The organism is Micromonospora vulcania (genome assembly GCF_042658605.1).
GTDB classification, from domain to species: Bacteria; Actinomycetota; Actinomycetes; order Mycobacteriales; family Micromonosporaceae; genus Micromonospora; species Micromonospora vulcania.
Genome location: NZ_JBHSQS010000005.1, coordinates 221,461 through 247,779, shown reverse-complemented (window position 1 = coordinate 247,779; position 26,319 = coordinate 221,461). Strand labels below are relative to the sequence as shown.

At 73.2% G+C, this 26,319-nt stretch carries 28 protein-coding genes and 1 tRNA gene; 15 read left to right on the top strand and 14 right to left on the bottom strand.

Annotated elements, in window-relative coordinates; genetic code table 11:
* The first annotated feature begins 4 nt into the window (after positions 1-4).
* The 4 genes from ACFQGL_RS10335 to ACFQGL_RS10320 all read left to right on the top strand — a co-directional run bounded on the left by ACFQGL_RS10335 (position 5) and on the right by ACFQGL_RS10320 (position 3,737).
* Positions 5-1,177 (top strand): hypothetical protein, encoded by a 1,173-nt coding sequence (locus ACFQGL_RS10335; RefSeq protein WP_377509009.1) that lies wholly within the window; start codon positions 5-7, stop codon positions 1,175-1,177.
* 67 nt (positions 1,178-1,244) lie between these two features.
* On the top strand, positions 1,245-2,117 hold the full coding sequence (locus ACFQGL_RS10330) for a PHP domain-containing protein (RefSeq protein WP_377509006.1): 873 nt from the start codon (positions 1,245-1,247) through the stop codon (positions 2,115-2,117).
* Between the two features lie 40 nt (positions 2,118-2,157).
* A complete protein-coding gene (locus ACFQGL_RS10325; protein ID WP_377509003.1) occupies positions 2,158-2,772 on the top strand; it encodes a MarC family protein in 615 nt (204 codons plus the stop codon).
* A 137-nt stretch (positions 2,773-2,909) separates the two neighbouring features.
* Positions 2,910-3,737 (top strand): RecB family exonuclease, encoded by an 828-nt coding sequence (locus ACFQGL_RS10320; protein ID WP_377509572.1) that lies wholly within the window; start codon positions 2,910-2,912, stop codon positions 3,735-3,737.
* 73 nt (positions 3,738-3,810) lie between these two features.
* Here ACFQGL_RS10320 and ACFQGL_RS10315 read toward each other — a convergent pair whose 3' ends face one another.
* On the bottom strand, positions 3,811-4,674 hold the full coding sequence (locus ACFQGL_RS10315; protein ID WP_377509000.1) for an oxygenase MpaB family protein: 864 nt from the start codon (positions 4,672-4,674) through the stop codon (positions 3,811-3,813).
* Between the two features lie 166 nt (positions 4,675-4,840).
* On the opposite strand from ACFQGL_RS10315, the gene ACFQGL_RS10310 reads away from it, so the two are divergent.
* The gene (locus ACFQGL_RS10310) at positions 4,841-5,323 is read left to right on the top strand and encodes a DUF2231 domain-containing protein (RefSeq protein WP_377509569.1); all 483 of its coding nucleotides are present in this window, start codon (positions 4,841-4,843) and stop codon (positions 5,321-5,323) included.
* 19 nt (positions 5,324-5,342) lie between these two features.
* Here the strand turns inward: ACFQGL_RS10310 and ACFQGL_RS10305 are convergent, their stop codons facing one another.
* Positions 5,343-5,663, bottom strand: a complete 321-nt coding sequence (locus ACFQGL_RS10305; protein WP_377508997.1) for a hypothetical protein — start codon at positions 5,661-5,663, stop codon at positions 5,343-5,345.
* Between the two features lie 104 nt (positions 5,664-5,767).
* Between ACFQGL_RS10305 and ACFQGL_RS10300 the strand changes: the two genes are divergently transcribed.
* The gene (locus tag ACFQGL_RS10300) at positions 5,768-5,950 is read left to right on the top strand and encodes a hypothetical protein (protein WP_377508995.1); all 183 of its coding nucleotides are present in this window, start codon (positions 5,768-5,770) and stop codon (positions 5,948-5,950) included.
* A 486-nt stretch (positions 5,951-6,436) separates the two neighbouring features.
* On the opposite strand, the gene ACFQGL_RS10295 is transcribed toward ACFQGL_RS10300, so the two are convergent.
* Together ACFQGL_RS10295 and ACFQGL_RS10290 are read right to left on the bottom strand one after the other, a co-directional pair.
* Positions 6,437-6,838, bottom strand: a complete 402-nt coding sequence (locus tag ACFQGL_RS10295; RefSeq protein ID WP_377508993.1) for an FmdB family zinc ribbon protein — start codon at positions 6,836-6,838, stop codon at positions 6,437-6,439.
* 62 nt (positions 6,839-6,900) lie between these two features.
* Complete coding sequence (locus tag ACFQGL_RS10290; RefSeq protein WP_377508990.1) at positions 6,901-7,578, bottom strand: 5-formyltetrahydrofolate cyclo-ligase; 678 nt, start codon at positions 7,576-7,578, stop codon at positions 6,901-6,903.
* Positions 7,579-7,663: 85 nt separating this feature from the next.
* Here ACFQGL_RS10290 and ACFQGL_RS10285 point away from each other — a divergent pair, with 85 nt between their 5' ends.
* The 6 genes from ACFQGL_RS10285 to ACFQGL_RS10260 all read left to right on the top strand — a co-directional run bounded on the left by ACFQGL_RS10285 (position 7,664) and on the right by ACFQGL_RS10260 (position 14,262).
* A complete protein-coding gene (locus ACFQGL_RS10285; RefSeq protein WP_377508987.1) occupies positions 7,664-9,988 on the top strand; it encodes a diguanylate cyclase in 2,325 nt (774 codons plus the stop codon).
* 9 nt (positions 9,989-9,997) lie between these two features.
* Positions 9,998-10,960 carry a UTP--glucose-1-phosphate uridylyltransferase gene (locus ACFQGL_RS10280; RefSeq protein ID WP_377508985.1) on the top strand — a complete coding sequence of 321 codons (963 nt, stop codon included), beginning with the start codon at positions 9,998-10,000 and terminating at the stop codon, positions 10,958-10,960.
* A complete protein-coding gene (locus ACFQGL_RS10275; RefSeq protein ID WP_377508982.1) occupies positions 10,957-12,270 on the top strand; it encodes a molybdopterin molybdotransferase MoeA in 1,314 nt (437 codons plus the stop codon). Before ACFQGL_RS10280 ends, ACFQGL_RS10275 begins: the two co-directional genes overlap by 4 nt.
* A gap of 73 nt (positions 12,271-12,343) precedes the next feature.
* The gene (locus tag ACFQGL_RS10270; RefSeq protein WP_377508979.1) at positions 12,344-12,994 is read left to right on the top strand and encodes a GNAT family N-acetyltransferase; all 651 of its coding nucleotides are present in this window, start codon (positions 12,344-12,346) and stop codon (positions 12,992-12,994) included.
* A gap of 177 nt (positions 12,995-13,171) precedes the next feature.
* On the top strand, positions 13,172-13,963 hold the full coding sequence (gene sepX, locus ACFQGL_RS10265) for a divisome protein SepX/GlpR (RefSeq protein ID WP_377508976.1): 792 nt from the start codon (positions 13,172-13,174) through the stop codon (positions 13,961-13,963).
* 222 nt (positions 13,964-14,185) lie between these two features.
* Positions 14,186-14,262: transfer RNA gene (locus tag ACFQGL_RS10260), tRNA-Ala, on the top strand.
* A gap of 333 nt (positions 14,263-14,595) precedes the next feature.
* Here the strand turns inward: ACFQGL_RS10260 and ACFQGL_RS10255 are convergent.
* Complete coding sequence (locus ACFQGL_RS10255) at positions 14,596-15,009, bottom strand: carboxymuconolactone decarboxylase family protein (protein WP_377508973.1); 414 nt, start codon at positions 15,007-15,009, stop codon at positions 14,596-14,598.
* Positions 15,010-15,087: 78 nt separating this feature from the next.
* Positions 15,088-15,801 (bottom strand): hypothetical protein, encoded by a 714-nt coding sequence (locus ACFQGL_RS10250; protein WP_377508970.1) that lies wholly within the window; start codon positions 15,799-15,801, stop codon positions 15,088-15,090.
* Positions 15,802-15,874: 73 nt separating this feature from the next.
* Here ACFQGL_RS10250 and ACFQGL_RS10245 point away from each other — a divergent pair, with 73 nt between their 5' ends.
* On the top strand, positions 15,875-16,960 hold the full coding sequence (locus ACFQGL_RS10245) for a Gfo/Idh/MocA family protein (RefSeq protein ID WP_377508967.1): 1,086 nt from the start codon (positions 15,875-15,877) through the stop codon (positions 16,958-16,960).
* On the opposite strand, the gene ACFQGL_RS10240 is transcribed toward ACFQGL_RS10245, so the two are convergent.
* The 4 genes from ACFQGL_RS10240 to ACFQGL_RS10225 all read right to left on the bottom strand — a co-directional run bounded on the left by ACFQGL_RS10240 (position 16,957) and on the right by ACFQGL_RS10225 (position 20,250).
* Positions 16,957-17,748 carry a GNAT family N-acetyltransferase gene (locus tag ACFQGL_RS10240; RefSeq protein ID WP_465263523.1) on the bottom strand — a complete coding sequence of 264 codons (792 nt, stop codon included), beginning with the start codon at positions 17,746-17,748 and terminating at the stop codon, positions 16,957-16,959. The genes ACFQGL_RS10245 and ACFQGL_RS10240 overlap by 4 nt on opposite strands.
* A 28-nt stretch (positions 17,749-17,776) precedes the next feature.
* On the bottom strand, positions 17,777-18,250 hold the full coding sequence (locus tag ACFQGL_RS10235; RefSeq protein ID WP_377508961.1) for a VOC family protein: 474 nt from the start codon (positions 18,248-18,250) through the stop codon (positions 17,777-17,779).
* 194 nt (positions 18,251-18,444) lie between these two features.
* The gene (locus ACFQGL_RS10230; RefSeq protein ID WP_377508958.1) at positions 18,445-19,422 is read right to left on the bottom strand and encodes a DUF4352 domain-containing protein; all 978 of its coding nucleotides are present in this window, start codon (positions 19,420-19,422) and stop codon (positions 18,445-18,447) included.
* 171 nt (positions 19,423-19,593) lie between these two features.
* Positions 19,594-20,250 (bottom strand): 4'-phosphopantetheinyl transferase family protein, encoded by a 657-nt coding sequence (locus tag ACFQGL_RS10225; protein ID WP_377508955.1) that lies wholly within the window; start codon positions 20,248-20,250, stop codon positions 19,594-19,596.
* A gap of 210 nt (positions 20,251-20,460) precedes the next feature.
* Between ACFQGL_RS10225 and ACFQGL_RS10220 the strand changes: the two genes are divergently transcribed.
* Entirely contained in the window at positions 20,461-20,730 is a 270-nt protein-coding gene (locus tag ACFQGL_RS10220; protein ID WP_377508952.1) for a hypothetical protein, read from the top strand.
* A gap of 48 nt (positions 20,731-20,778) precedes the next feature.
* Here ACFQGL_RS10220 and ACFQGL_RS10215 read toward each other — a convergent pair whose 3' ends face one another.
* From ACFQGL_RS10215 to ACFQGL_RS10200, 4 genes are all read right to left on the bottom strand, one after another.
* Positions 20,779-21,561, bottom strand: a complete 783-nt coding sequence (locus ACFQGL_RS10215; protein ID WP_377508949.1) for a peptidase — start codon at positions 21,559-21,561, stop codon at positions 20,779-20,781.
* Between the two features lie 2 nt (positions 21,562-21,563).
* Positions 21,564-22,859: a VWA domain-containing protein gene (locus tag ACFQGL_RS10210; protein WP_377508947.1), complete on the bottom strand. Its 1,296-nt coding sequence runs from the start codon at positions 22,857-22,859 to the stop codon at positions 21,564-21,566.
* 91 nt (positions 22,860-22,950) lie between these two features.
* Positions 22,951-23,352 carry an MmcQ/YjbR family DNA-binding protein gene (locus ACFQGL_RS10205; RefSeq protein ID WP_377508944.1) on the bottom strand — a complete coding sequence of 134 codons (402 nt, stop codon included), beginning with the start codon at positions 23,350-23,352 and terminating at the stop codon, positions 22,951-22,953.
* Positions 23,353-23,674: 322 nt separating this feature from the next.
* Entirely contained in the window at positions 23,675-25,384 is a 1,710-nt protein-coding gene (locus ACFQGL_RS10200; RefSeq protein ID WP_377508941.1) for a dolichyl-phosphate-mannose--protein mannosyltransferase, read from the bottom strand.
* A 93-nt stretch (positions 25,385-25,477) separates the two neighbouring features.
* Between ACFQGL_RS10200 and rsmI the strand changes: the two genes are divergently transcribed.
* Entirely contained in the window at positions 25,478-26,317 is an 840-nt protein-coding gene (rsmI, locus tag ACFQGL_RS10195; RefSeq protein ID WP_377508939.1) for a 16S rRNA (cytidine(1402)-2'-O)-methyltransferase, read from the top strand.
* Positions 26,318-26,319 lie beyond the last annotated feature (2 nt).

Genomic DNA, 26,319 nt, shown 5'->3' with positions numbered 1-26,319 from the left:
GGCGGTGCGGGATACCCTCTCGCACCAGGTCGCCGTCGCGCGCCCACTGAGCGCCGATCCGGCCGGCCAGGCCATCCGCCGGGCGATGCGAATTCGCCGACGGCGTGCCGCGGCCGGCCTCGCCCTGGCGGTGACCGCCACCGTGCTGATCAGCACCGGCATGGCCCAGCTCGGGGACGACCCCAGCCGGCAGGGTCCACCCACCGTCGTGATCGGTGACCCCGCTCTGTCGCCTCGACCGATCCCCACGGCGACCATCGCTCCCGCTCCCGCACAAGGCACGTCCGTGGACCTGCTCGTCGATTCGACGCTGGTCAGCAGCACCGGCGGGCGCCTGGAACTGCCGGGTGTCGGGCCTGCCGAGCGCGCTTTCCGGCTGCCCGACAACGCCGGTTGGCTGGTGGTCGGGGTGCAGACCACTGCCGGCCGATCCCTCTGGGTGGCGCACCAGGACGGGCTGGTGCAGGTGCTGCTGGCCGGCGCGGGCCCGATCGTCGTGGCACCTGACCGGCGCCAGATCGCCTGGCGCGACGGCAGCGACATCGTGGTGGCGGGCGTGATCAACGCCCAGCTCATCGGGCCGGTGCGCACCCCCGCGCCGGCCGGTGCGGTGCCGGTCCAGTTCGTCCGCGACAGCGTGCTGGTCCGGCTCGACCCGACCCGGGCAGGCCACGCCCTGTGGCGGCCGGGTGCCGGGCAGCTGGGCATCGGCACGGACCGGAAGACGCTGAACGTCTACGGCACGTTGCCCGACGGCAAGCTAATCGGGCAGGTCGCCGCCGGTGACCCGCGCGAGACCTGTCTGGCCGTCCTCGAGCCGAAGCAGGACCTGAAGCCGGTACGCACCGGCTGCGGCCCGGACCTCAGCCCGGACGGGGCCGGCGGGATCTCCGCTGACGGGCGTTGGCTGCTGGTGAACGGGCGGGTCGGTAAGGCCGAGCGGGCCCTGCTGATCGACCTGCACCGGCTCGGGGCCGACCTGACGGCGTTGCCGGCCGGGCTGCCGCTGACCGGCGCGGTGGCCTGGACGACCGACTCGGACGCCACCTACGTCGACAGAGCCGGCGAGCTGGTCCGGGTCGACGTCGACCAGGTACGGGCCGGCAGGCCGGCTGAGCCGGCACCGGTGACCGGTGTGCGGCCACGGGACCGGCTGGTCGTCGTTACCGGCTCCTGACCTGCGTGAATCGAGGCCGGATCGACCTCCGCGAACCCGGGCGGGCGATCCTCGGTAGCGTCGAGAAATGAGCTCACGTACCGGCCCCGCGTCGCGGATCGACCTGCACGCCCACTCGACCGCCAGCGACGGCACGCTGAGCCCGGCCGAGCTGGTCCGCGCGGCGTCCGACGCCGGACTGGACGTGCTGGCGATCACCGACCACGACACCACCGTCGGTTGGGCGCCGGCCGTGCGGGCGCTGCCGTCCGGGCTACGGCTGGTCCGGGGCGCCGAGCTGTCCTGCCACTGGTCCGGCGCGCAGCCGGCGATGCCGCTGCACCTGCTGGCGTACCTGTTCGACCCCGACTACCCGGAGTTGGTCGCCGAGTTGGCCCGGGTGCGGGCCGCCCGCGAGGAGCGGGGCGAACGGATCGTCGCGCTGCTGCGCGCCGACGGGATCGACGTGAACTGGCCGGAGATCCTGGCCGGCGCACGCGGAGGCACCGTGGGTCGCCCGCACATCGCGCAGGCGCTGATCCGGGCCGGCCTGGTGACCAGCACCCGCGAGGCGTTCGGCCCGGACTGGCTGGGCGAGCGGTACCGGCTGCCCAAGCAGGACATCGACGTGTTCCGGGCGATCAAGCTGGTCCGAGCGGCCGGCGGGGTGCCGGTCTTCGCCCATCCGCGGGCCACCCGACGCGGTCGGGTGGTGCCCGACGAGTTGATCGCCGAGCTGGCCGCCGCCGGGTTGGCCGGGCTGGAAGCCGACCACGAGGACCACAGCCCCGCCGAGCGGGCGCACGTGCGGGCACTCGCCGCCGAGCTGGGCCTGCTGGTCACCGGCTCCTCGGATTTCCACGGCACCCACAAGACCGTCCAGCTCGGCGCGTTCGGCACCGACGTCGGCGCGTACGAGCGGATCGTCGCCGAAGGAGTGACCGAGGTCGCTTCGGGCTGATCCCGGTTTGCGCCAGCAACGGCGCGGCTAGGTTGATCACGTGGACCTGAAGTTGTTCGGCGAGGTTTTCGTGACCCTGCTGGTGATCACCGACCCGCCGGGCATGGTGCCGATCTTCCTCGCGTTGACCGGTCCGCTGCCGGCCCGGGACCGCAACCGTGCGGCCTGGCAGGCGGTCGCGCTGGCGCTCGGCGTGATCGTGGTCTTCGCGGTGGCCGGGCAGAACCTGCTCGACTACCTGCACGTGGACCTGCCGGCCCTGCAGGCGGCCGGCGGGCTGCTGTTGGTGCTGGTCGCCCTGGAACTGCTGACCGGCAAGACCGACGGCCCGAGCCCGGACGCCACCTCGAACATCGCGCTGGTGCCGCTGGGCACCCCGCTGCTGGCCGGTCCCGGCGCCATCGTGGCCACCATGCTCTTCGTCCAGCAGGCCGACGGGCTGGGCGACTTCACCGCCATCGCCGTCGGGATCCTCGCCGTGATGGTGGCGGTCTGGATCGTGCTGCGCTTCTCCGGCGGCATCGTGAAGATCCTGCGGCCCGCCGGGATCGAGGTGCTGACCCGGATCGCCGGCCTGCTGCTGGCGGCGATCGCCGTGCAGCTCATCGCCGACGCGGTGGCCGCCTTCGTCCGGCACTACCTGAACATGACCTGACCGGGTCACCCGCGATGTCGGGGGTGGATGGCAGGATCGCAGACGTGCGACGAGCCTCTTCAGCCGGACGACCCGCCGCGGGCGGCCGGGCCCCACAGCAGCGCGCCGGTGGTGCCGAGCAGCTCGGCTTCGAGGGGATGCCGGAGCGGCTGTTCGTCTGCACTCCGAGCAAACTCGGCGCGTACGCGGACTGCCCGCGCCGCTACCGCTACTCCTACGTCGACCGGCCGGCGCCGCCGAAGGGCCCACCCTGGGCGCACAACTCGCTCGGCGCTAGCGTGCACACTGCCCTGAAGAACTGGTATGCGTTGCCCGCCGACCGGCGTCGCCCCGAGGCGCTGGCCACCCTGCTCAAGGGCACCTGGGTCCGTGAGGGCTACCGCGACGACGAGCAGGAGCGGGCCGCCTACCGGCGGGCGCTGGGCTGGCTCGAGGCGTACGTCGACACGCTGGAGCCCGGGGTCGACCCGCTCGGTGTGGAGCGGGTGGTGGCGGTCAAGACCGCGGTGCTGGCCTTCAACGGTCGTACCGACCGGATCGACTCCCGTACCGGGCCGGAGGGCCCTGAGCTGGTCATCGTCGACTACAAGACCGGCCGCACCGGGCTGGACGCGGACGACGCCCGGGGCTCGCAGGCGCTGGCGCTCTACGCGTACGCGGCCGAGCGGGTGTTCCGTCGACCGTGCCGCCGAGTGGAGCTGCACCACCTGCCGACCGGCACGGTCGCCGGCCACGATCACACCGTCGAGTCGCTGGCCCGGCAGTTGACCCGGGCCGAGGAGACGGCCCGCGACATCATGGCCGCCGAGCGCTCGGTCGCCGACGGTGGCGACCCGGATGACGCGTTCCCGGTCGCGCCCGGCCCGCGCTGCGGCTGGTGCGACTACCGGCGTACGTGTCCGATCGGCGCGCAGACGCCGGGCAAGGAGCCGTGGGCGGCCGTGGACCGGCCCGCCGACGGCTGAGCCGCAGTTCACGCACGCGCCATGGCGCACATTGGCTTCGAGGCGGCTGTGGCGCGAGGGCCTCGGGCTGAGCTCAGCCGGCCAGCGGGGCGGCGGGGTGCCGCTCGGCCCGTTCCTTGGCGGCCTGCAACAACGGCCCCTCCCGATAGCGGCGGGGCACCGCGGTGAGCGCCAGCCGCAGCGCGCGCACGGTCAGGTCCGCCGACAGTGCGGTGGTGGGCAGCCCGAGCCCCCCGTACATCCGTCGGGCCCAGGCCGGCAGCAGCGCGAAGGCGGTGCCGGCGATGCCCAGGTACGCCCAGCGCGGCGGGCCGAGTGTGAGCCCCAGCCGGGCCGGCAGGCTGAGCTTCCACGGCAGCGGCGGAGCGGTGAGGAACAGCGCGGTCTCGGCGGCTTCCCGGGTCATCCGCAGCTCCGGCCGTACAGCGCGGTAGTAGGCGGCCACCTCGTCGGCGGTGCCGGGCACGGTGGTCGGGTCCAGCCCGACCAGGGCGGCGGAGCGACGCTGCTCGGTGTAGTAGCGGTCGACCTCGTCGTCGGTGAGCGGCAGGCCGGCCCGTCGGGCCGTGCTGAGGAACGACTCGACCTCGGTGACGTGCACCCAGCGCAGCAGATCCGGGTCGTCGATCCGGAACTCCTCGCCGGTACGCGGGTCGGTGGCTCGCAGTCGGGCGTGCAACCGGCGCAGTCGCGCTCCGGCGGCCTCCGCCTCGACGGTGGTGCCGAAGACGGTGGTCGCCACGTAGGTGGCGGTGCGGACCAGGCGGCCCCAGGCGTCGGTGCGGTAGTTGCTGTTCTGCGCGACCCCGGCCATCGCGCGCGGGTGCAGTGCCTGGAGGTAGAGCGAACGCAGGCCGGCGACGATCAGGATCGGCTCCTCGTGCACCTTCCACGTGGCCGAACCCGGACCGAAGAGGCCGAGGTCATCGGAGTCCACCGCCCAAGAGTGCCACGGCCGGACCGACCCCGTGGGTCGGCAGCCTCGTCCACCTCGACGCCGTGGAGGGTGAACCCGATCGAGGGCGCGTGCGTGTGTCCGATCGAGAACCTGGGGACGACCGTAGGCTGGTGCACCCCGGACCATGATCCACCTGGAGGCGTCGATGTTCGAGGAGATCCTGGGTCTGCCGGCCCACGTCCTGGTGGTCCACGCGGTGGTCGTGCTCGTGCCGCTGCTCGCCGTGCTGGCCATCGCGTACGTGGCGCTGCCGCGCTGGCGGCACCGGCTGGACTGGGCGCTCGGCCTTCTCGCCGTGGCCGCGCCGCTGACCGCCTTCGTGGCCGTCGAGTCGGGTGAGGCGTTCGCCGACGCGCTGGTCGCCCGGGGCTTCCAGGGCCCGATCCTCGACCAGATCTTCGAGCACTCCCGGTACGGCGACATCCTGTTCCGGATCGTGGTGCCGCTCGGGATCGTGGCCATCCTGCTGCTGGTGGCCACCAGCGAGCACCCCCGGGTGCCGCGGCTGCCCGCGCTGGTGGTGCCGGTGCTGGGAGTGGCCGTCGTCGCGCTGTCCATCGCCGCTCTGGTCTACGTCTATCTCACCGGGCACTCCGGTGCCACCGCTGTCTGGAGCACCACGCTCTGACCGTCGTACGCGGCGCGGGTCAGAAGATGACCCGCGAGCAGAGCAGACAGACCAGGACCACCAGCACCACGCCGGCCGCCGCGCCGAAGCCGTAGGTGAGCCGCTGCGCGCGCTGCTCCGACGCGTCCAGGTTGGCCGTGTCCTGCGGGGGCAGCCGCCGCGGCGGGGCCGGTTCCAGGTAGACGGGCGGACGCCAGCCCGCCGCCGGCGGCATGCTCGGCGGTGGGCCGGAGTATCCGCTCGCCGGAGCGGCCGGGGACTGCCCGGCCCCTTCGCCGCCACCGGGCCCGGGCCGCCGCCAGTAGTCGTCGGAGCTGCTGCCACCGCTGGGGGTCGTCACGCCGTCCGACGCTACCAACGCGGCCGGCAGCCCGGTCGCTTCTGGCCGACGCGGCATCGTCGACGACCGGTCCGTTGCCGTCGGTTGCGCTAGTCTTGCCGCTCGTGAGCACCGAGAACCCCGGCCCGCAGGGCGCGCGCGGCGACGACGACCGCACCGTCGACCTGAGCGACGATTTCGTGGTGCTGCCCGAGCAGACCGCCGACGACACCGACCGTGGCTGGGGCGAGCGGGCCGGGGGCAACGACGACTGGCTGCTCGCCGAACGCCCTCCGCACTGGGACTGACCCCCACCGCCGGTGGTCGTCAGCCACCGGCCTCTCGGCTCCACGGCCAGGGTCGCTCGGTTCTGCCGCCTTCGGCGAGCCGGTCGGCTTCGCTGGCACCGTGGAGTGGGTGGCGGACGGACAGACGGTCGGGGAGTGCAGGACGGCGGCGGCCAGGCCGAGCAGCGCGGCCACCAGGCCTGCCCGCAGCAGGGCGCGCCCGCCGGGCAGCGTAAGCCGGCGCAGCGGACGCAACGCCCGCGCGGAGTTCGGACCACCGGTGGCCATCTGCCGTCTCCCGTCCCGGGTGCCGCGGCGACACCCGTGGGCGGCAGGTTAGGCAGATCGAGGTCGGTTCAGCCGGCCCTTCCCGGCCGCCTGTGGACAACCGGCTGGCCTGTGGACAAACGCCCACCGACCGGTCGGACCTGCTATGAGGCGTACCACCCGAATGGATCAAGGATGTTGGCCCGAGGCCGGCTCAGGCAGGCCCGAGGCCAGCCCAGGTCAGGACGCGGAGCTTGCCGCCGGGGACTTGCCGCCGCTCGACCCGCCGGAGGAGGCAGCGGAGCCGGAGGCCGCGGACGATCCGGACGACGAGGATGAGCCGGACGACGAGGACGAACCGTTCGAGGTGCCGGACGACGAGCCGGAATCGCCACCCGAGGACGAGGACGACTCGGACTTGGCCGGCTTGCTGGCCGCCCCGCCAGCCGTGGTCTCGGAACCGGACGCGCGGGAGTCGGTGCGGTAGAAGCCGGAGCCCTTGAAGACGATGCCGACCGAGTTGAACACCTTGCGCAGCCGCCCCGCACACGCCGGGCACTCGGTCAGCGGCTCGTCCGAGAAGGACTGGACCGCCTCGAGCTGGTGACCGCACGCGGTACAGGCGTACTGGTACGTGGGCACGTTCTCCTCCGGATCTGGGCTCGGCCAGTTGGCACTCGACGTATTCGAGTGCCAATGGTGCGTCATTGGCCCCGGGTTCGTCCAGCGGACGTGTGGGGCGCGACACCGTACGCCGTACCCGGGCCGCCGCCAAGGGCACGCACTCCGTCGGCAGGGGTGACGACCGCGCGGACCGGTCGGTCGTGCGGCTCCACCGGCAGCGCCTCGACCAGCTCGTCGTCGTGCAGCGGGACCACCGTCAGCGTGGCGGTGGGCACCCGGGCCAGCGCGCGGTCGTACGAGCCGCCGCCGCGACCCAACCGCCGGCCCTGCCGGTCCACCGCCAGCGCCGGTACGACCACCAGCTCCGCCCCGGCCACCACGGTCACCCCGAGCCGGGGTCCGATCGGTTCTCGGATACCCCGGCCGGCCGCGACCAACCCGTCCGGTCCGGTGTACGCCGCCCAGTCCAGATCCAGGTCGTCGCGGAGCACCGGCAGCAGCAGTTCGGCGCCGGACGGCAGGGCGGCCCGCAGCACAGCCGGCAGGTCCGGGCCGCCCGGCTCGGAGCCGACCGGCACGTACGCGGTCATCCGACGCGGGCGCAGCCGGCGTACCAACGCGACAAGCTCGGCCTGGACGCGCCCGGCGGCGGCGGCCCGGGCCGGACCGGTCAGCGCGTGGCGGCGGGCGAGCAGTTCGGCTCGGGTGTCTCGCTTGGCCACCCGAGTCACTTCCGCTTCATCAGAAAAATCCGGCACGCAACACTCCTGACGCAACGCCTCTCCCACGGTTGCTCTGTGTCAGCATCGCAAGCAACGGAGGCGGAACTTCCGGGGGGACCGAGTGACGCTACGCGGACGGTTGACGGCAGCCTTCCTCGTGGTGGTGCTCGGGCCGGTGCTGCTCGGCGCGTTCTTCGTCGCCTCCACCGTCACCGCCGTCGACCGCAGCCGATCCACTGAGCGTCTGGCGGTGGCGGCGGCCACCGTGCGTACCTCGGTAGATGCCCTCTGCCAGCAGCTACGCGCGACCGCCGACGCGGTGGCCCTCACCGACGACCCGGCCCGCGCGGCCGGGCAACTGGTCGGCCGGGGTCTGGCCGCGGCGGTGCTGATCACCGACGTGGCCGGTGAGGTCACCTACGCCTCGCCCGACGCGCCGCCCACCCCCTGGCGGGACTGCACCAGCCCGGCGACGGCAGCGCCCGACGCGGTCGGCACGCTGGCCGCGCAGGTCGACCTGCGGGACCAGGCCGGCACCCTGCTGGGCACGGTGGCCGCCGCTCAACTGGTCGACCCGACCTTCGTGGCCCGACTGGCGGCGGTGACCGGGGTGGCGGTGACCCTGCTCGACGGCGGCGCGAGCGCGGCGCGGGTCACCCACACGACCGAGTCCCGCGAGGTCCGTGACGCGGTGCTGGCGGCCGCCAGCACCGCCGACGGCGAGCGGGTCACCGAGACCTCCGACGGGCGGTACGTGCGGCGGACCGGGCCGTCCCTCGGGCAACCGCTGGCGCTGGTGCTCTCGGTGCCCAGCGATCGACCACGTGAGCTGTACGCCACGCTGGCCGGCGTGGTCGCGCTGGCCGGGCTGCTCGCCGTGCTGACGGCCTGGCGGCTCGCCCGGGTGACCACCCGACCGCTGGCGGAGCTGGCCGGCGCGGTGGACCGGGTGGCGCACGGTGACCTGACCGCCCGGGTTCCGGTGCGCAGTCGCGACGAGGTGGGTCGACTGGCCGGCGCGTTCAACCGGATGACCCGGGAGACCGGGTCGTACGTCGCGGCCCTGACCAGCAGCCGCGACCAGCTGCGCGGGCACCTCACCGTGCTCGGCGACACCCTGGCCAGCACGCATGACCTGCAACGCATCCTGCGGGTGATCCTGCACAGCGCGATCGCGGCGACCGGTGCCCGGGCCGGCGCGGTGCTTCTGGTGGAGGCCGGCGGGGTGCTGGTCGCGCAGTGCACCGAAGGGCTGGACGGGCGCCTGCCCCGGGGCGACGCCGACGAACCGCAGGCGCTGCGGGTGCCGGTGGGCGTCGGCGTGGTCGGCGCGGTGGCCGCCACCGGGGAGCCGCAGCGGGGGCGGGTCGACCCGACCGACGCCCCGGCGGGCGAGCCGCGTTGCCGTACCTATGTGGCGGTCCCGTTCGCCACCCCGGGCGGCGGCACCACCACGACCGCGGGCGGCGCCGCCGAGGAGGCCGGCGCGCCGGCGGCGGCGCTCGGCGTACTGGCCCTCTACGACCGGGTGGGCGCCGACGAGTTCGACGACGACGACCTGGTCACCCTGCGCACCTTCGCCGGGCACGCGGCGGTGGCGGTGGACAACGTGCGAGTGCACGAGGAGGCCCAGCGGCTCTCGCTCACCGACCCGCTCACCGGGCTGTGGAACTACCGCTACCTGCGCGAGTCGATCCGGCGCGAGGTGGAGCGGGCCAGCCGCTTCGGTCGGATGCTCAGCGTCCTCGCCCTCGACCTGGACCGGTTCAAGGACGTCAACGACACGTACGGGCACGCGGCCGGGGACACCGTGCTGGCCGAGTTCGCCCGGCGGGTCCGGGGCGAGATCCGCGAGGTGGACCTGGCCTTCCGGCAGGGCGGCGAGGAGTTCGTGTTGCTGCTTCCGGAGACCGATGCCCGGGGCGCGGCGATCGTGGCGGAGCGGCTGGGCGCGGCGGTGCGGGAGACGGCGGTCGCCCTCGGGGCGTACGCCGGGCCGGTCGTGGTGACCGTGTCGGTGGGCATCGCCGTCTATCCGGACCACGGCAGCACCGGGCGTGCGGTGTTGGGGGCCGCCGACGACGCGCTCTACGCGGCCAAGGCCGCCGGCCGGGACACCTACCGGGTGGCCGAGGTACGCCCGGACGCGTCGACGCGGGAGATCCCGGTCCCGGCGGGAGCGGTCAGCCCACCCGACGGGCTGCCCCGGGCGGGTCGGCCCGTGCAGGTCAGCCGGGAGCCGGGCGGCCACGCCCGGTCGGAGTCGGCTGCGGGCGTACCCGAATCGGCGCCGGCAGGGCCCTTGCACGCCCGGCCGGATCCGGCCGACGACCCGGCGGACATCGACGTGGACGCGGCCCGGGCTGGCCCGGACGCCGCCCGGCCGGGTCCGGGTGGCGGCGCGTCTTCCGGGCCACACCCGCCGCGGCAGAGCCGTGGCCGATAGTCTCGCGGCATGTCGGAGCACTCAGCGAACCCCTCATCGACGGTCGCCGCAACCGGCCGTCCCCTGGCGGTCAAGGCCGTCATCCCGGCGGCGGGGCTGGCCACCCGGTTCCTCCCTGCCACGAAGGCGGTGCCCAAGGAGCTGCTGCCGGTGGTGGACCGGCCGGTGTTGCAGTACATCGTCGAGGAGGCAGCGCAGGCCGGCATCAACGACGTGTTGCTGATCACTGGTCGGGGTAAGACGTCGATGGTGGACCACTTCGACCGTCGCCCCGACCTGGAGACCCGGCTGGAGGAGAAGGGCGACACCGAGCGGCTGGCCGCCGTGCGCCGGCCCAGCGACCTGGCGGAGATCTACACCGTCCGGCAGCCGGAGCAGCTGGGGCTCGGCCACGCCGTCGGGTACGCCGAGTCGCACGTCGGTGACCAGCCCTTCGCGGTGCTGCTCGGCGACGAGTTCGTCAAGCCGTCCGAGCCGCTGCTGCCGGCGATGCTGGAGCTGCAGGCGCGCACCGGCGGTGTGGTGCTCGCCTTCTTCGAGGTCGACCCGGCCGAGACCAAGCGGTACGGCATCGCCTCCGTCGAGCCCGCCGAGGCGGAGCTGACCGACATCGCCGAGGTGGTCCGGGTGACCGGGATGGTGGAGAAGCCGCAGCCCGAGGACGCGCCGAGCAACCTCGCGGTCCTCGGCCGCTACGTGCTGCCCGGCAAGATCTTCGACGCGATCCGGCGGACCAAGCCGGGCAGCGGCGGCGAGATCCAGCTGACCGACGCGATGGAGCTGCTGCGTACCGAGGGCACACCGGTGCACGCGATCGTCTACCGGGGCACCCGCTACGACACCGGCATGCCGCTGGGCTACCTCCAGACCGTGGTGCAGATCGCCGCCGAGCGCGACGACCTCGGCGCCGAGTTCCGCTCCTGGCTGGCCGACTTCGTCAACGCCGACACGGCAGGCGGATCTGGTACATGACCGCGACGGCCGACGCCGAGGCGGCCGCGAACGAGTTGACGCCGCTCGCCGACTACCTGGGCAGCGTGCTGCGCAGGTTACGCGCGCTGCCCCCGCTCGACCTCGACCTGACCCAGGCGTACGGCAACGTCCTCGCCGAGGACGTCGTCGCGCCGCACGCCTTCCCGGCCTTCGACCAGGCGGCCGTCGACGGGTACGCGGCCCGCTGGGAGGACATCTCGGGGGGAGCCCGGGGCCCGAGCTACGTCCCGGCTCCCTCCGGCACGCCCGGAGGCCGGACCATCCGGCTCAACGTGGTCGGCGACCTCGGCGCGGCGAGTTGGCGGCCGGTCCGGCTCACCCCCGGATCGTGCTTCTCGGTGGCCGCCGGGGCCCCGCTGCCGGTCGCCGCCGACGTGGTGGTCCCGGTGGAGTGGACCGACCAGGGCATGGCCGCCGTGGAGATCTTCCGCACCCCCAAGCGGGGGTACGGGGTACGCCGCGCCGGTGAGGAGTTGCCCGCCGGCACCCTGCTCGCCCGGGCCGGCACCTACGTCACCCCGGCGCTGGTCGCGGTCTTCGCCGCCACCGGCATCGGGCACGTGGTGGTTCGGCCGAGCCCCCGGGTGGTCATCGTGGCCACCGGCGACGAACTGGTCGACGTGGGCCGGGGCAGCCAGCCCGGTCAGGTGGTGGACGCGAACTCGCACGCGTTGACCGCCGCCGCGGCCGAGGTGGGCGCGCTGGCGTACCGGGTGGGTATCTGCGACGACGACCCGGAGGGGCTGCGCGGGCTGTTGGAGGATCAGACCCTGCGCGCCGACCTGATCATCACCACCGGGGGCACCGGCACCGGCCCCGGGGACATGGTGCGCCGGATCCTGTCCCGCCGGGAGGGCGGCCGGGCCGGGCCGGTGACCTTCACCGACGTGGCGCTCTATCCCGGTACCGCGCTCGGGTTCGGCACGGTCGGCGCCGAGGAGGTGCCGGTGGTCTGCCTGCCCGGCGACCCCGGTGCCGCGTTGATCGGCTTCGAGGTGCTGGCCCGACCGGCGATCCAACTGCTCGCCGGCGCCGAGCCGGTGTTCCGGCCCAGCGTACGGGCGCACCTGCTGGAGACCGTGTCGTCACCGGGCGGGCTGCGCGAGTTCCGGCCCGCGCACGTCGCCGAGCGGCGCGGCGGCGGTTACACGGTGCAGCCACTCAGCGGTGGGCCGTTCACCCTCTCCGGCCTGGCCGAGGCGAACGGGCTGCTGGTGCTCGGCGAGCGGGTCACCACCGCCGCCGCCGGCTCCACCGTGGACGTCCTGCTGCTGGACCGCCGCCGGTGACCCCCTCCGCCGGGTCTCCCCGTGCGGTGGGTCCACTTGCGCACGACACGGTCCCGCGCGGGAGACTGTCCGGGTGAGTCTCTTCGGGCCCGCGCGGGCACCTGGCTGGCCGACGGTGCTGGTCGACGGTCCGGTGCTGCTGCGGCCGTACCGGCGCTCCGACGCGGCGGCCTGGTCGGAGGTACGCCGGGCCAATCGGGCCTGGTTGGCCCCCTGGGAGTCGTCGCTGCCCGGCAGTTGGGACGAGCTGAACTCCCCAGCCGCGTTCCGGTGGGTGCACCGCGACCAGCGACGCTCGGCCCGTGAGGGCGAGGGCATGCCGTTCGCGGTCTGTCTGCGCGAGGGCGACCGGGATCGGCTGGTCGGGCACCTCAACGTGGGCAGCATCGTGCGGCGGGCGTTCTGTTCCGGGTACGTCGGGTACTGGGTGGACGCCCGGGTCGCCGGTCAGGGCGTGATCCCGACGGCGCTCGCCCTGGCCGTCGACCACGCCTTCGGCGAAGGTGGGCTGCACCGGGTGGAGGTCAACATCCGGCCGGAGAACCGACCGTCCCGGCGGGTGGTCGAGAAGCTGGGTTTCCGTGAGGAGTCGTACCACGTGCGCTACATGCACATCGACGGCGCGTGGCGGGACCACATCGGATACGCGATGACCAGTGAGGAGATCGCCGCCGAGGGTGGCCTGCTGGCCCGCTGGCACCGGGTACGAGCCGCCGCGCGGTGAGTCGTCCCACGGACGGGATCGGCGCGGCGCGGTGGCATCACGGTCGGTGAGCCGTAACCTCAAGTAACTGCAAGCTACGGCAAGCGCTGCGCGTCCGGACGATCCACGCACCCGAGCACGATCGGTGGAAGATCCTGCGGTCGGTTGGCGGTTGCTCCGAATTCGGTGACGGGAGGGGTGAGGGTGCCGACCTCGGTGCTCCTCGCCGTCCTCGCCGCTGCCGGCCTGCTCGCCCTGGCACCGGCGCTGGTTCGCCGGTACGACGCCACCGAGCGGTTGGTGGCGGAGCGGGCGCAGTCGACGGCGCGGGTGCTCCAGCGCCGCCGACGGCGCCGCACTGTGCCGGGGCGGCAACCCGTGCATCCGCCACGCTCACTGGTCGTCACCCTCAGTGAGGACGCGACTACCGGGGAGTTGGCCGCGCCGGTCTCCGCACCTCCGGTGGGCCGCCGCTCCGGTCGGTTACGTGCCGTGCCACCCGCCCCGAAGCGATCCCGTCGTCGCACGCCGCCCCGACGGCAGCACACCCCCGCCGTCTACCGACGCCGCCGGGTGCTCGCCGCCCTGCTGCTGCTCAACGTCGTGGAGCTGATCGGCGTGCTGTTCGTCAGCCCCGGCTTCTGGATCGGCTTCGCGGTCACCTTCCTGCTGCTGGTCGCGTACGTCGTCCACCTGCGGGGCCAGGCGCTGGCCGGGCGTCGCCGCCGCCGCGCCCGGGCGCGGGAGGCGGCCTGGCTGGCGGCCCGGCAGGCCGAGGTACGCCGCGAGCAGGCCCGCCGCGCCGCCGCCCGTCGGGAGGCGCAGCGCCGTCTGGCGGCCCAACGCGAGGGGGTACGCCGAGCCGCGATGGGCCTGGACCGGCCCGGCGACCTGCCGGCCGCGGTGAACGGCGGATCGGTCTCCTACCGGCGGTCGGGTGGACTGCGTGGCCGCCCCTACGAGGCCGGCCGAAGCTCCCACCCCGCCTGACCGACGCCGGCGCGGCGCTGGTGCCTTGATCGACTCGGGATCCTTGGTGTTGGGTGTCCTGGTGTCCGGGATGCCCCGGTTTCCGCAAGCCCGAGTCGATCTTCGGGTTGGGTCGCGTGCCGCGCCGGGGGCGGATTCGCGGTGAGGGCTGGCGACCTGTTAGCCTTGCTGCCGGCCCGCCCGGTGTAAGCCGGGTGGGACCGAAGCCGGTTCGCCGGCGGAGGGGCTGTGGCGCAGACTGGTAGCGCACCTCGTTCGCATCGAGGGGGTCAGGGGTTCAAATCCCCTCAGCTCCACCAAGAAACAGCAGATCAAGGGCGGGTTCCCGGAGGACGGGGAACCCGCCCTTGATCATTTGACCGTCGTTCGACCGCCGGGCAGAGCCCCAGACCGCGGCATAGGGCGGCAGCCAGGTGCCGGTCCGGCGCGATGTTCCTCGTCGATCAGCGTGTCGCCGCATATCGAACGCCACAGGCCCGCGAACCGAACATCACCGCGCCGCAGATCGAAAGCAGACCTGCCCGCAGATCGTAAACGCCCGGTTATCACCCAGAACAAAGGACCGTTTCCCGCAGTGGGGAACGGCCTCTTCGATCTTTTGCGGCGGGTCGGCGACCACCCTGCCGAGGCCCTCAGCGTTCCAGGCCCTCGCCGAAGACCTGGGCGGCGACCTGGTAGCCATCGAACGCGCGTGCCACACCGGCGTACGCCGCGACCTGGAGGAAGACTTCGACGACCTCCTCCTTCGTGGCGCCGTTGTTGAGCGCGATGCGGAGTTGACCTCGTAACGGCTCCAGGACGCCGAGGGTGGCCGCGATGGTCACCGACACGAGGGCCCGTGTCCGGGTGTCCAGGTGCTCGGTACGCGGCCAGACGTCGCCGAAGGCGTGCACCGTCGCGATCCGCTTGAAGTCGGCGCCGTTGGCCGGCTCACCGGGGGTGGGGCCGAGGAAGCGCTCCAAGCGGAAGCCCAGCAGGGCCTCAGCCGTGTCCAGCGCGGCTGCGTATCCCGGGTCCGCGGCAGATGGCTGATCGTCCGTCGTCATGCCGCCCACTTTTCCACCCGATCCGGGGTGAAGCGGGTGAGTCCCGGCATTTCCCACGCGGAGCAGGGGCGCGGGCGGTCAGGCGAACCGTTCGGTCGTCACGGGTATCAGCCCGCGCCCGCGCATGGTGTGGGTCAGCTCGGACAGAATCGGTCCGACCTCGTCGGACGCGGCGCCGCGCAGCAGGGCGGTCAGGTCCAGGCACCAGGCCAACCCCCGGCCCACCCTGCGCAGCTCCCACGCGAACTGGTCCCCACCACGTAGCCGGTGGCCGGCCGCCACCGAGCCGGGTGTGCCGCCGGTCGGCGTCGACCAGGCCGCCCGGATGCTCACCAACTGCTCCTCTTGGAGGTCCTTGGCGAACAGGACGCGGTAGACGCGCCGTTCGTGGAATCCGGCGGGTGGCTGCGCGGGGCCGAGCCGCAGCGGCGGGGCCGTCGGGATCGGGTGGTGGTCGCGGAAGTACGTGCGCAGCACCGCCTCATCGGGCAGTTGCCCGCCACCGAGTTCGCGGTAGACGCTCTCGGCAACGCCGCGACCGGTGGGCACCACCCGGGCGAGCAACGTCGCATCGGTACGCATGCTGCGGCCGAGCGAGGCCGAACTCCACCAACCGGCACCCGACGGTGTCCACCCCGCGCTGTCCAGGCCCACTGTCGTGAAGTCGGTCTGCCGAGTGAACTCCTCGACGACGACCGCCTCCGCCTTCGCAGCCGGCTCACCGTCGCCAAGCTCGGCCCGGACCAGGTAGTAGTCCAGCGAGGAGCGCGATCCGGCGACCACCAGCGACATCGCACCCTCCCTCCGCCGTGGACCACCGTAGCGAAGAAGTGGCTAGCATCCGGTCTCGACGTGAGGAGGCCAGATGGCATCGACGGCTCAGACCCGGTTCGGCATGGTCGGCAGTGGCTGGCGTGGCGAGTTCTTCCTACGGCTGGCCCGGCTGCTGCCGGGGCGGCTCCGGGCGACCGGGGTGGTCACGCGTACCGAATCGCGCGGTGCCGAGGTGACCGCCGAATGGGGCGTACCGACCTTCCGTACGACGGCCGAACTGCTCGCCCACGAACGGCCCGACTTCGTGATCGTGTCGGTGCCCTGGCCGGTCACGCCCGAGGTGACCCGTGACCTGGTCGCTGCCGGCGTACCCGTGCTCGCCGAGACGCCGCCCGCGCCAGACCTGGCGGGGTTGCGGTCGCTCTGGTCCGACGTCGGGGGCGGTGGCCTGGTGCAGGTCGCCGAGCAGTACCTGCTGATGCCCGGGCACGCCGCCCGTCTGGAGGTGATCCGGGCCGGGGTGCTCGGCGAACCGACCTCGGTCCAGATCTCCTCGACGCACCTGTACCACGCGGTCTCCCTGATCCGTGGCCTGCTCGGCGTCGGGTACGACCCCACCGAGGTCAGCGCGCGGGCCTTCGCGGCACCGTTGGCCAACCCGTTGTCGCCGGACGGCTGGAGTGGCGACGCCACCCCGCAGCAGCTCTCCACCACCCTCGCGACCATCGACTTCGGCGGGCGGATGGGGCTGTACGACTTCACCGACAACCAGTGGTGGAACCCGCTGCGGTCGCGCCGGTTGGTCGTGCGCGGTTCGCTCGGCGAACTGGTGGACGACCGGGTCGTCCGCCTGGTCGACCCGACCACGCCGGTGGAGTCGTCGCTGGTGCGACGGCAGACCGGCGTCGACCTCAACCTTGAGGGGCTCGACCTGAAGCACATCAGCTTCGACGGCCGCGTCGTCTACCGCAATCCGTTCGTCGGAAGCGGCCTGTCCGACGACGACCTCGCCGTCGCGGACATCGTTGCGCGTACCGGGGCGTGGGCCCGGGAGGAGGGCCCGGCGCCGTACCCCCTGGCGGAGGCCTGCCAGGACCACCTGATCAGCCTCGCCATCGAGGAATCGGTACGCACCGGCCGGCCGGTGCACACCGCGAAGGAGGCCTGGGCCGGCTAGCGGGACGGTGGCTCACCCACGCCGCGGTAGTGGTAGCCGGCCACCTCGCCGAAGCCGGCCCGCCGGTAGAGGCGTAGAGCTGGGAGGTTCTCCCGCTCCACCTGGAGGTACAGGTGGTCGGCCCGATGCGCGCCAGCCCACTCGGCGAACGAGGCGAGCACACTGCGGGCCGCGCCCCGGCCACGTGCCCGGGGCGTCGTGGCCATTCCGAACAGCCCCACCCAGCCGGTGTCGGCGACCGCGCGACCCACCCCGACGACGGCGCCACCGAGCATCGCGCTCGCGTACGCGGACGGGCCCTGCACCCGGCCGAGCATGGCCCACTCGGCGGCGGGGTCTCCAACGTGACCGTGTACGGCGTTCCAGACGTCGTACCACCCGGTCGTCGGACGATCATCCAGCCGGATCCGGAGTGGGTCGGCGGGCGTGGCGTTCAGGACGCGTGCGGTCGGGGCCGCCTGTAACGACATCGGGCTCTCCGCGCGGTAGCCGCGCGCGGCCAGGAGGGCGTCGAGCCCGTCCGGGCAAACGCCCGGAGTGATCTGGAATCGTGCTGCCCTGCCGTGTTCGGCGTAGAAGGTTTCGGCACCGAGCACCCTGCGCTCCAGCTCGACCGGGCCTGCTGAACCGTGTGGTAGCACCGTCTGCACCCACCAGGCGCAGCCCGGCGCGTGGCGCAACCACCACCCGTCCCGCACCTCGATGGTCGTTGCCGGCAGAGCGCGGGCCGCCCTCTCCTGTAGGCCGCGGACCAACTCTGGCCGCCTCCGGGGCCCAAACGTCGACACCTCCCCAGACGATCCTTTCGCGAGGGCGTCAGCGGTCGGCGAAGAACTCGGCGCTCTGGACGTACTCCATCGCCCTGACGAACTCGGGGTCGTGCATTCGCTGATTCGTCTCGGCCTCGGTCGGCTCGGCCACGCGCTGGTGGATCCACCACAGGTGACCGAACGGGTCCCGGAAACGGCTGACCCGGTCACCCCAGAACAGCTCGGTCGGCTCGGTGACAACCGTCGCGCCGCGTTCGACCGCCCGGCGCAGCACCTCGGCGTCGTCTGCGACGTACAGGCGCAGGAAGGCCGGTGTCCGCGGCCAGTCCGGCTTGTCGAACATCATGACGACCGAGTCCCCGATGCGGACCTCGGCATGGGCGACCACATCGCCGACGGCCAGACGAGCCAGCTCGGTGGCGTCGAAGACGGCAACGACGAAGTCGATCAACGGTGCGGTGTCTCCCGGGGAGATCATCCACGGGGTCACGGTGTGGTACCCGTCGGGCACGACCTTCATCGCTCATCTCCTCGATCCGGTGCACCCGCTGCGCACCGCCGCGATCCAGGCTAGAGCCGATACAGGTCAGAACCGGTCCGCGCGGGCAGCCAGCCGACCGGGCGATCCGCGCCGTGCCACCCACCGACCGAGGTGGCGCACGGCCGATGGTTCGAGGTGGGGCCGGACCGGCGGACCGGCCCCACGGCGGCGCGTTACGGCTTCCAGGATCCGGCGGTCTCGAACTCGTGCAGGTATTCCAGAACGCCGTTGGTGTTGGCCACGTCGAACGCCACGCTGCCGGTACGGGTGGTGCCGGCGGCCAGGTTGTTACCGGCCTGCATGGGCTTGCCGCACCCGGAGAAGGCCCCGCCGATCGCGTTGGTCTCGGTGCCGTCGGCGGCCACCCACTGGAAGTAGAGCGGGTTCACCGAACCTGTGCCCTTGGTGATCTTCAGAGTCACGTCGGCGATCACGTACATGCCCTTGTCGGGCTTGAGGCCGTACGTCTTGCAGGCCTTGGCGGAAGTGCTGAACTTCGTCACGGTGATCTCGACGGTGCCGTCCTCGCCGTCGATGACCAGCGTCTCGCCAACCGACATGTTGCGGGTCTCGGAGTTGGTCGAGGGCGGCTTCGACGAGGGCGCGGTGCCCGGTGTCGGCCCGATGCCCCGGGTCGCGATCGGCGTCGGCAGTGCGTCGGCCACCTCGTCGGCCGCCCGGTTCGCGCCGATGACCACCGCCACGATCCCGCCAGCGCAGCACAGCAGGGCGAGCACGGCCGCGGTGACCGCGACGATCACCACGGTCTTCTTGGATTTCGCCGGCGGCGCGGGAGGCTGCATGGGATGCGGATAACCGGGTCCGCCGGGCGGCGGGTAGGCGCCGCCGGCGGGAGGCGCGTACCCACCACCGCCCTGCGCCGGGTACGCCCCACCCGAGAACGGTGGCTGCGGCCAGGGCTGGTCGGGCGAGGAGGGGTACGGCGTGGTGGCGAAGGGCGGCTGCGGCGTGCTGGCGTACGGAGGCTGCGGCGCGGTCGGCGGCGTCCACTGGCCCGGCACGGGAGCCTGCGGGACCGTCGGGTCGGCGGCGGGCTGCTGCTGCGGTGTGGCCGGGAACGGCTGCGTCGGCGGTTCCGGGCTCGGCTGCTGGGGGTCCTGCGGCCCGACGGGGGGCTGGGGGTGGGTCACCGTACTCCTTGACGCCTCGGTACGTGCGGTTCGGGAACCCGCCGACGCTACCGTGTGCCGTCCACCGTCCGGTGGCCGCGCCGGGCCCCGTCCCACGCGCGTCGGTGCAAAATCAGGCACGGGTACGAAATGCGGCGACTGGGCCAGTGTGGACGGTGGTCGCCCGGGGTGTCATCGATGTGGCAGCACGGCGGCGGTGCGTACCAGCCCGTCGGTGATCGCGAACCGGCCCTCGATGGTGGTCGGCGCGTCGTCGACCGTCGCCGCGTCCACCCGGGCCGACGCGATCCGGGCGGTGAACGTGCCGGCCTCCGGGTCCAGCTCCAGGTGCGCGTCGTGGAAGTCCAGCCAGCTCCCGACGATCGGGTACCAGACCTTGTAGACGGTCTCCTTGGCGCTGAAGAGCACCACCGGCCAGGAGGTGCCGACCGGCAGCCTTGCGCAGCTCTCCTCCTCCTCGGGCAGCAGCACGAGTCTGCGTACTCCCGCATTCAGCTCGCGGTGCTGCTCGGCGTCGATCCCGACGGACCGGACCTCGTCGCTGCGCGCGGCGGCCGCGGCGCAGTAGCCGGTGGTGTGGGTGATGGCGCCGACGACCCCGGCCGGCCAGACCGGCGCGCGGTCGGCGGCGGCCGGTACGGCGGACGCCGGGAGACCGAGGTCGGCCATCGCCCGGCGGGCGCAGACCCGGCCGGCGGTGAAGTCTCGCCGCCGGCTCTCCACGGCCCGTTCGCCGAGGCACGCCTGCTCGGCGGCGAGCAGCTCACCGGCCCAGTCGTCCGGGCCCGCGACGGCCACCGCGACCGTCGCCGGCAGTAGGTCACGCATGGCCGCCTCCCGGGCAATACCACCGATTCTGGTGCGCCGACACTCGGTCGAGCGTCGCATTTCCGACTGCCACGATGGGACAACGTACCGCAAGGATGTAACTCCGGAGGGCCACGATTAGCTCTCCTGATGGCTCCGGGGGGACCACCATCATTCGCTGGCCGGGCAGTCTAGCCGGCCAGTCCCGCAGACATCTGGAGAGGACGTGCGATGACCGATGGCGCGGAACGGCCGGCGCGGCGGGCCGACGACCATGCCCCGAGGACCCCTGGCTGGAGCTGCGGTTCCTGCGGGGACGAGTGGCCGTGCCCGACGAAGCGCAGCCGGCTGCTGGCGGAGTACGGGGGTGATCGGGCGATGCTCAGCGTCTACCTGGGCTCCTGTCTCGCCGCTGCCACCGAGGACCTGCGCGCCGCGCCGGTGATGTCGCTCCAGGACCGGTTCATCGGCTGGCTGCCGCGTGGGTCGCGCCGCCGCTGAGCCCGCTGGTGGCCGCCGCCGGGCGGCGGCCACCGAGGGTCGGGCGGTTCAGGGGCGCCGGGGCCGCCGGGTCAGGGCGAAGCCGAACACGCCGGCCACCGCGGCGAGCACGCCGCCGACGCCGGTCCAGATCCAGCGCGAGCCGAGGTCCGGCAGCCAGTCCGTGGGCGAGTCGCCCTCGTCGTCGGCCTCCGGGTCCACCGTCGGTACGGCGTTGAGCACCGTGCCCGCCTTGGTGTTCGGCACCAGCGGCGCGGCCAACTCACCGTCGTCGGCCGAGGCGCCCCGGTCGGAGACGGTGCCGACCAGCAGGTCCACGTCGATCGGCGCGCCCAGGTCCGGCTCCGGCAGGTCCACCACGGAGAGCCGGATGGTGTACGTGCCGGGCAGCGGGTCGCCGGACCACGGCTCCGCCCACGGTCGTACCTCGCGCAGCGTGCAGCCCAGCGCCACGGTCGACGTCTGCGCGTCCACCGTCGGGGTCTGCGCCCCGGCCGTGCACGCCTGCCGTCGGCGCAGCCCGTCGAAGACGTCGACGGTCCAGGTGGAGGCACCACTGCGCGCCTTCGGGAAGGTGACGGTGGCGTTGATCTCGTGCACCTGGCCGGCCGTCGCCGGGAAGGACCAGTACAGGTGGTCGCCGATCGAGGCGTCCACCCGCACCGGTTGCCCGGCGGTGATCGGGGTGGCGCTCAGGAACGACGTACCGGCCCGGTTGACGGGCGTGGCACCCGGCGAAGGGGTGGGCGCGGCGAGTGCCGCCGCGGGCAGTAGGGCCGACCCGCCGGCGGCGAGCAGCGCCGCGAGCGACCGGAACAGTGCGGTACGCATCGTCAGTTCTCCCTCCAGGTGGCGACCCACCAGCGGGTGAGCAGGCCGGCGAGCAGACCGGTGAGCAGACCGGCCACGGTGAGCAGGGCGAGCAGCACCCAGCCCCGCCCGAGGTCCGGCCCGTCCGGCGCGGGAGCGGCGTCGACCACGTCGATGGTCAACTCCACCGGCATGCCGGGATTTGCCGCGGTGCCCGGGCGCGGGGCGAACGAATTGCTCACCACCAGGCAGATGGTGGTGGGCTCGACGGTCGTCGCCTCCGTCTCCGCCGCCTCCTCCGCCTCCTTCACGGCGTCCTCGTCGTCGGCGCTGGCCGACCAACGCAGCCCGGCGGAGAGCACGTCGGCCCGTCCGCTGCCGGCGTCGGCGCCACGGACCAGTTCCCGGCCGTCGGCCGCGGTGGCCCGCAGCAGCACCCCGTAGTCCCGGTTCACCGGTCGGTCCAGCGCCATGCTCACCGACGCGCGTAGCTCCTGCCCAGGGCGGACCGGCACCCGGTAGTACCGGTGCTCGGAGAACGCCTCGCGGTCGGCGTACACGCCGGGGGCCAGCAGCGGGGCCTTGTCGCAGGCGTTCGTACCGCCGACCACGGTCGGGGCCCGGGTGTGGGTGTCGCCGGCCCGTTCGACGAGCTGCTTGATACGGCCGGTCAGCTCCTCGGCGCTCTGCGCCGCGGTGTAGGTGCCACCGGTCGCGCTGGCGATGCAGAGCAGCTGCCGGCGGACCTTCTCGTCCGGTGCGAGTCCGAGCGTGTCGACCACCAGGCTGGTGCCCTGGGCGGCCAACTCCCGAGCCACCTCGCACGGGTCCGGCGGGGCGCAGGTGTCCTCCCCGTCGGTGATCAGCACGATCCGTCGCGTGGTGGCTCCGGTGCCCAGATCCTGTGCGGCGGAGCGCAGCGCGAGCCCGACCGGCGTGAACCCGGTCGGCCGCAGCGTGGCCACCGCGGCCTTGGCCCGGCCCCGGTCCACCGGCCCGACCGCGACAATCTGCTGGGTGTCCTGGCAGCCGACCTTCTTGTCCTTGCCCCGGTAGCTCGCACCGAGCACCCGGATGCCGAGCTGGGTCTCCGCCGGCAGTGCGTCCACGACCTCGTTGAACGCCTGCTGGGCGACCGAGATCCGGCTACGTCCGTCGATGTCGGCGGCACGCATCGAGCCGCTGACGTCGAGCACCAGCTCGACCCGGGGCGGCTCGCCCACCGGCTCCTCGTCGGCCGCCGCCGGGACCGGCCCGGTCAGCGCGGTGGTCGCCAGCAGTCCGAGGAGGACGGCCGCCGATCGTTTGAAGTTGATCACGGCCCGCAGTGTATAGAGATCCACTTTGGATGATCACTGGGGTGGCGGGTGAGTGACCGCCGCGTCCGGTCGTCGGGTGGCCGTACGCGGGTCAGGCCGGTGCGTCGGGAGCGGCGTCGAGCGACGCGACCAGCCGCTTCGGCGCGATCTCCCGATAGGCGTCGCGGCACAACTCGTCGATCTCGGACCAGTCGACCGTGCCGTCGAGGCGTACGCCCAGCCAGCCCCGGCCGCCGACGTAGGGCGGGCGGAAGAAGCGACCCGGGTCGGCCGCGATGAGCTCTCCCTGGGCCCCCGGCGGGGCGGCGCACCAGAGGTGGGCGAAGTCGTTGTCGTGGTGCCCGTCGGCGTGCAGGGTCACGAAGACGCTCTTGCCCCGGACGAACCACGTGGGAGACCCGTGACTGGGCCGCTCGGTCACCTCGGGCAGGGCGAGACAGATCGCCCGGAGTCGATCCAGCAACCGCATGGCACCCCCGTCCCGCCCGGACACCCGATCACGGTGAGCCTAGTGCCCCGGGCGGGGTCGACGGCAGCCCCGGACCAGCCGTTTCGGGGCGCTGGGTCCACGTCAGGTCACCCACGGTCAACGGTCGGAGGGGAGGTGTCGACCCGGCCCACATCCGTCGGAAATCTGACCCAAGTCGACCCGTTGTGCCGGTGGTGCGCGGTGGCTAAGCTCTTCTTGCGCGCCCCAATCGCCCGCTTCCCCCGTGGCAGGCGATCGGGGCGCGCTTCTATGTCGAACGGGCCCGCACGCTTCACGCGTGCGGGCCCGTCTCCGTCGCGCTGAGCGGCGCGTCGCTGGCCGATGCTTATATCCAGCGACCGTCCAGCCACATTCGGGACAGCCAGTCCGAGTACGGGATCGACCGGCCGACGAAGATCGGATAGAAGTACGCGAAGCAGAGCGCTACCAGCAGCACGTACGCGCCGGCCGCCACGCTGCCGACCAGCCGGCGTTCGTAGCCCGGGTCGCCGGGGACCAGCCGCGCCACCGCTCCGACGTCCGCTCCGGCCGGGGCGATCAGCGCACCCAGCACGTACACCACGGCCAGCACGAGGAAGGGCAGCGCCGGCGCCGCGTAGAACGAGAACATCGTCCGGCCGTCGAGTGCGAACCAGAACCAGGGCAATATCCCGGCCGCCACGGTGAGCAGGATCGCGCCGGCCCGCCAGTCCCGGCGGGCCGCACCCAGCCAGGCCAGCGCCACCAGGGCGGGCAGGAACGACCACCACAGCAGCGGCGTGCCGAGCAGCAGGATCTCGCCCGCGCAGCTCGACGCGCCGCAGCCGGCGTCGGAGGACCAGTAGAACGCCACCGGACGGCCGAGCAGCAACCACTGCCAGGGCCACGACTGGTATTTGTGCCCCTCGTCCAGGGTCCGGTGGAAATGGAGCGCCGCCTGGTGGTACTCGAACAGGTTGATCAGGGGGCCGATCACCGGGGCGTCGCTGAGCGGGGCGTTCGGGTAGGTCGACGCGAGCCGGTAGTAGCCGTCGTCGCTGAGGAACCAGCCGGACCAGGTGGCCAGGTAGGTGACCGCCAACAGCACACCGGCCAGCACCAGCCAGGGCAGCTCGTCGAGCAGCGTGTCCCGCCAGGGCCGGCGGACCCCGGCCGAGCGGCGGACGCCGACCTCCCAGAGGAGCACGAGCAGCGCGAAGACCGGCACGAAGTACAGCGCGCTCCACTTCACCGCGAACGCGCAGCCGAGCAGCACCCCGGCCGCCAGTCGCCACCAGGGCCAGGTGCGCCAGCCGGTCGGCGGTCGGCCGGCGCGGCCCGGCCGGCTCGGGTCGAGCCCGTCGTCCAGCGCCCGGGCCCAGCGCCGACGGCGGGCGTCCCGGTCCAGAACGAGCGCGCCGAACGCGGCCAGCACGAAGAAGAGCAGGAAGATGTCGAGCAGTGCGGCGCGGGACAGCACCAGGTGGAAACCGTCCAGAGCGAGCAGCAGGCCCGCCGCGCAACCCAGCACCGTGGAGCGGAACAGCCGCCGGCCGATGCGGACCAGCAGCAGCACCGAGAGAGTGCCGACCACGGCCGACGCGAACCGCCAGCCGAACTCCGGCGCGGTGGTGATCAGGTGCCCGGGTACCGAGACCCGCGACTCGGTGTCCTGGTAGCCGAAGGCCCACTCGCCGAGCCCGATCAGCCACTTGCCCAGCGGCGGATGCACCACGTACGACGGGGCGTTGTCCTTGTAGTTCCACTCGACGCCGCGGCTGATCAGCCCGTAGGCGTCCTTGGCGTAGTAGGTCTCGTCGAAGATCTTGCTCTTCGGGCTGGACAGGCCGACGAAACGCACGATCGCCGCGATGGCCACCACCACCGCGGTGGCCAACCACGAGGACCGGTCCAACCGGGCATCGACGGTGGCGAACCGGCGACGTACGACGCCGGCCACCCCGCCCCCGCCGGTGCTGGGTGCCGCCGATTGCTGGTCGGGGCCGCGGTCGCTCGCGCCGTCGACCGTTTCCGACTGGTCGGCGCTCGGGCTCTGTGCTGTCGACGCACTCGTCACCCGGCGATCGTAGGCTGCCAAGGTGTCTGGTGGCGTACGTCGTCCCCGATACCGGTATCCGCCGCCAGTGAAGGAGACGATCTCGTGGGTGAAATGTCCGAAGCTGGGCGCCTGATCCTGCTCGGCGCTCCGCTCGGCAACCCCGCCGACGCCTCGGCCCGGTTCCGGGAGGTGCTGGCCAGCGCCGACGTGGTGGCCGCCGAGGACACTCGCCGGCTCACCCGGCTGGCGCGCGACCTCGACATCACCGTCGGCGGTCGGATCGTCTCCTACTTCGAGGGCAACGAGGAGCGACGGACCCCCGAGTTGGCCGAGGCGATCCTCGCCGGATACGTGGTGGCACTGGTCACCGACGGCGGGATGCCGAGCGTGTCCGATCCCGGCTACCGCCTGGTCCGCGCCGCGCTGGACGTCGGGGCACCGGTCACCGTCGCCCCCGGGCCGAGCGCCGTGACCACCGCGCTGGCGGTCTCCGGTCTGCCCTGTGACCGGTTCTGCTTCGAGGGCTTCCTGCCCCGGACCCCCGGGGCCCGCCGGTCCCGGCTGCGCGCGCTCGCCGCCGAGGAACGGACCCTGGTCTTCTTCGAGGCGCCGCACCGGATCGGCGCGGCGCTCACCGACCTGGCCGAGACGTTCGGCGCGGACCGGCCGGCCGCGCTCTGCCGGGAACTCACCAAGACCTACGAGGAGGTCATCCGTCGCCCGCTCGGCGAGCTGGCCCGCTGGGCCGCCGACGGCGATCCGCGTGGGGAGATCACGCTGGTGGTGGCCGGTGCGCCGGTGACGGCCGCGGAACGCCCCGACGACGACACCCTGCGCGCGGCGGTCGCCGAGCGGGAGGCCGCCGGCCGGTCCCGCCGCGACGCCATCACCGAGGTCGCCACCGAGTACGCCCTGCGCCGCCGGGAGGTCTACACCATCGTGCACAGCTGACC

Excerpts from the sequence above, each read along its gene's own strand:
- ACFQGL_RS10330 (WP_377509006.1), top strand. The coding sequence starts at position 1,245 with ATGAGCTCACGTACCGGCCCCGCGTCGCGGATCGACCTGCACGCCCAC.
- ACFQGL_RS10250 (WP_377508970.1), bottom strand. The coding sequence starts at position 15,801 with ATGTCGCTGGTGGTCGCCGGATCGCGCTCCTCGCTGGACTACTACCTG.
- ACFQGL_RS10235 (WP_377508961.1), bottom strand. The coding sequence starts at position 18,250 with ATGAAGGTCGTGCCCGACGGGTACCACACCGTGACCCCGTGGATGATC.
- ACFQGL_RS10225 (WP_377508955.1), bottom strand. The coding sequence starts at position 20,250 with ATGCGTGACCTACTGCCGGCGACGGTCGCGGTGGCCGTCGCGGGCCCG.
- ACFQGL_RS10320 (WP_377509572.1), top strand. The coding sequence starts at position 2,910 with ATGCCGGAGCGGCTGTTCGTCTGCACTCCGAGCAAACTCGGCGCGTAC.
- ACFQGL_RS10245 (WP_377508967.1), top strand. The coding sequence starts at position 15,875 with ATGGCATCGACGGCTCAGACCCGGTTCGGCATGGTCGGCAGTGGCTGG.
- ACFQGL_RS10280 (WP_377508985.1), top strand. The coding sequence starts at position 9,998 with ATGTCGGAGCACTCAGCGAACCCCTCATCGACGGTCGCCGCAACCGGC.
- ACFQGL_RS10310 (WP_377509569.1), top strand. The coding sequence starts at position 4,841 with ATGTTCGAGGAGATCCTGGGTCTGCCGGCCCACGTCCTGGTGGTCCAC.
- ACFQGL_RS10220 (WP_377508952.1), top strand. The coding sequence starts at position 20,461 with ATGACCGATGGCGCGGAACGGCCGGCGCGGCGGGCCGACGACCATGCC.
- rsmI (WP_377508939.1), top strand. The coding sequence starts at position 25,478 with ATGTCCGAAGCTGGGCGCCTGATCCTGCTCGGCGCTCCGCTCGGCAAC.
- ACFQGL_RS10255 (WP_377508973.1), bottom strand. The coding sequence starts at position 15,009 with ATGACGACGGACGATCAGCCATCTGCCGCGGACCCGGGATACGCAGCC.
- ACFQGL_RS10215 (WP_377508949.1), bottom strand. The coding sequence starts at position 21,561 with ATGCGTACCGCACTGTTCCGGTCGCTCGCGGCGCTGCTCGCCGCCGGC.
- ACFQGL_RS10275 (WP_377508982.1), top strand. The coding sequence starts at position 10,957 with ATGACCGCGACGGCCGACGCCGAGGCGGCCGCGAACGAGTTGACGCCG.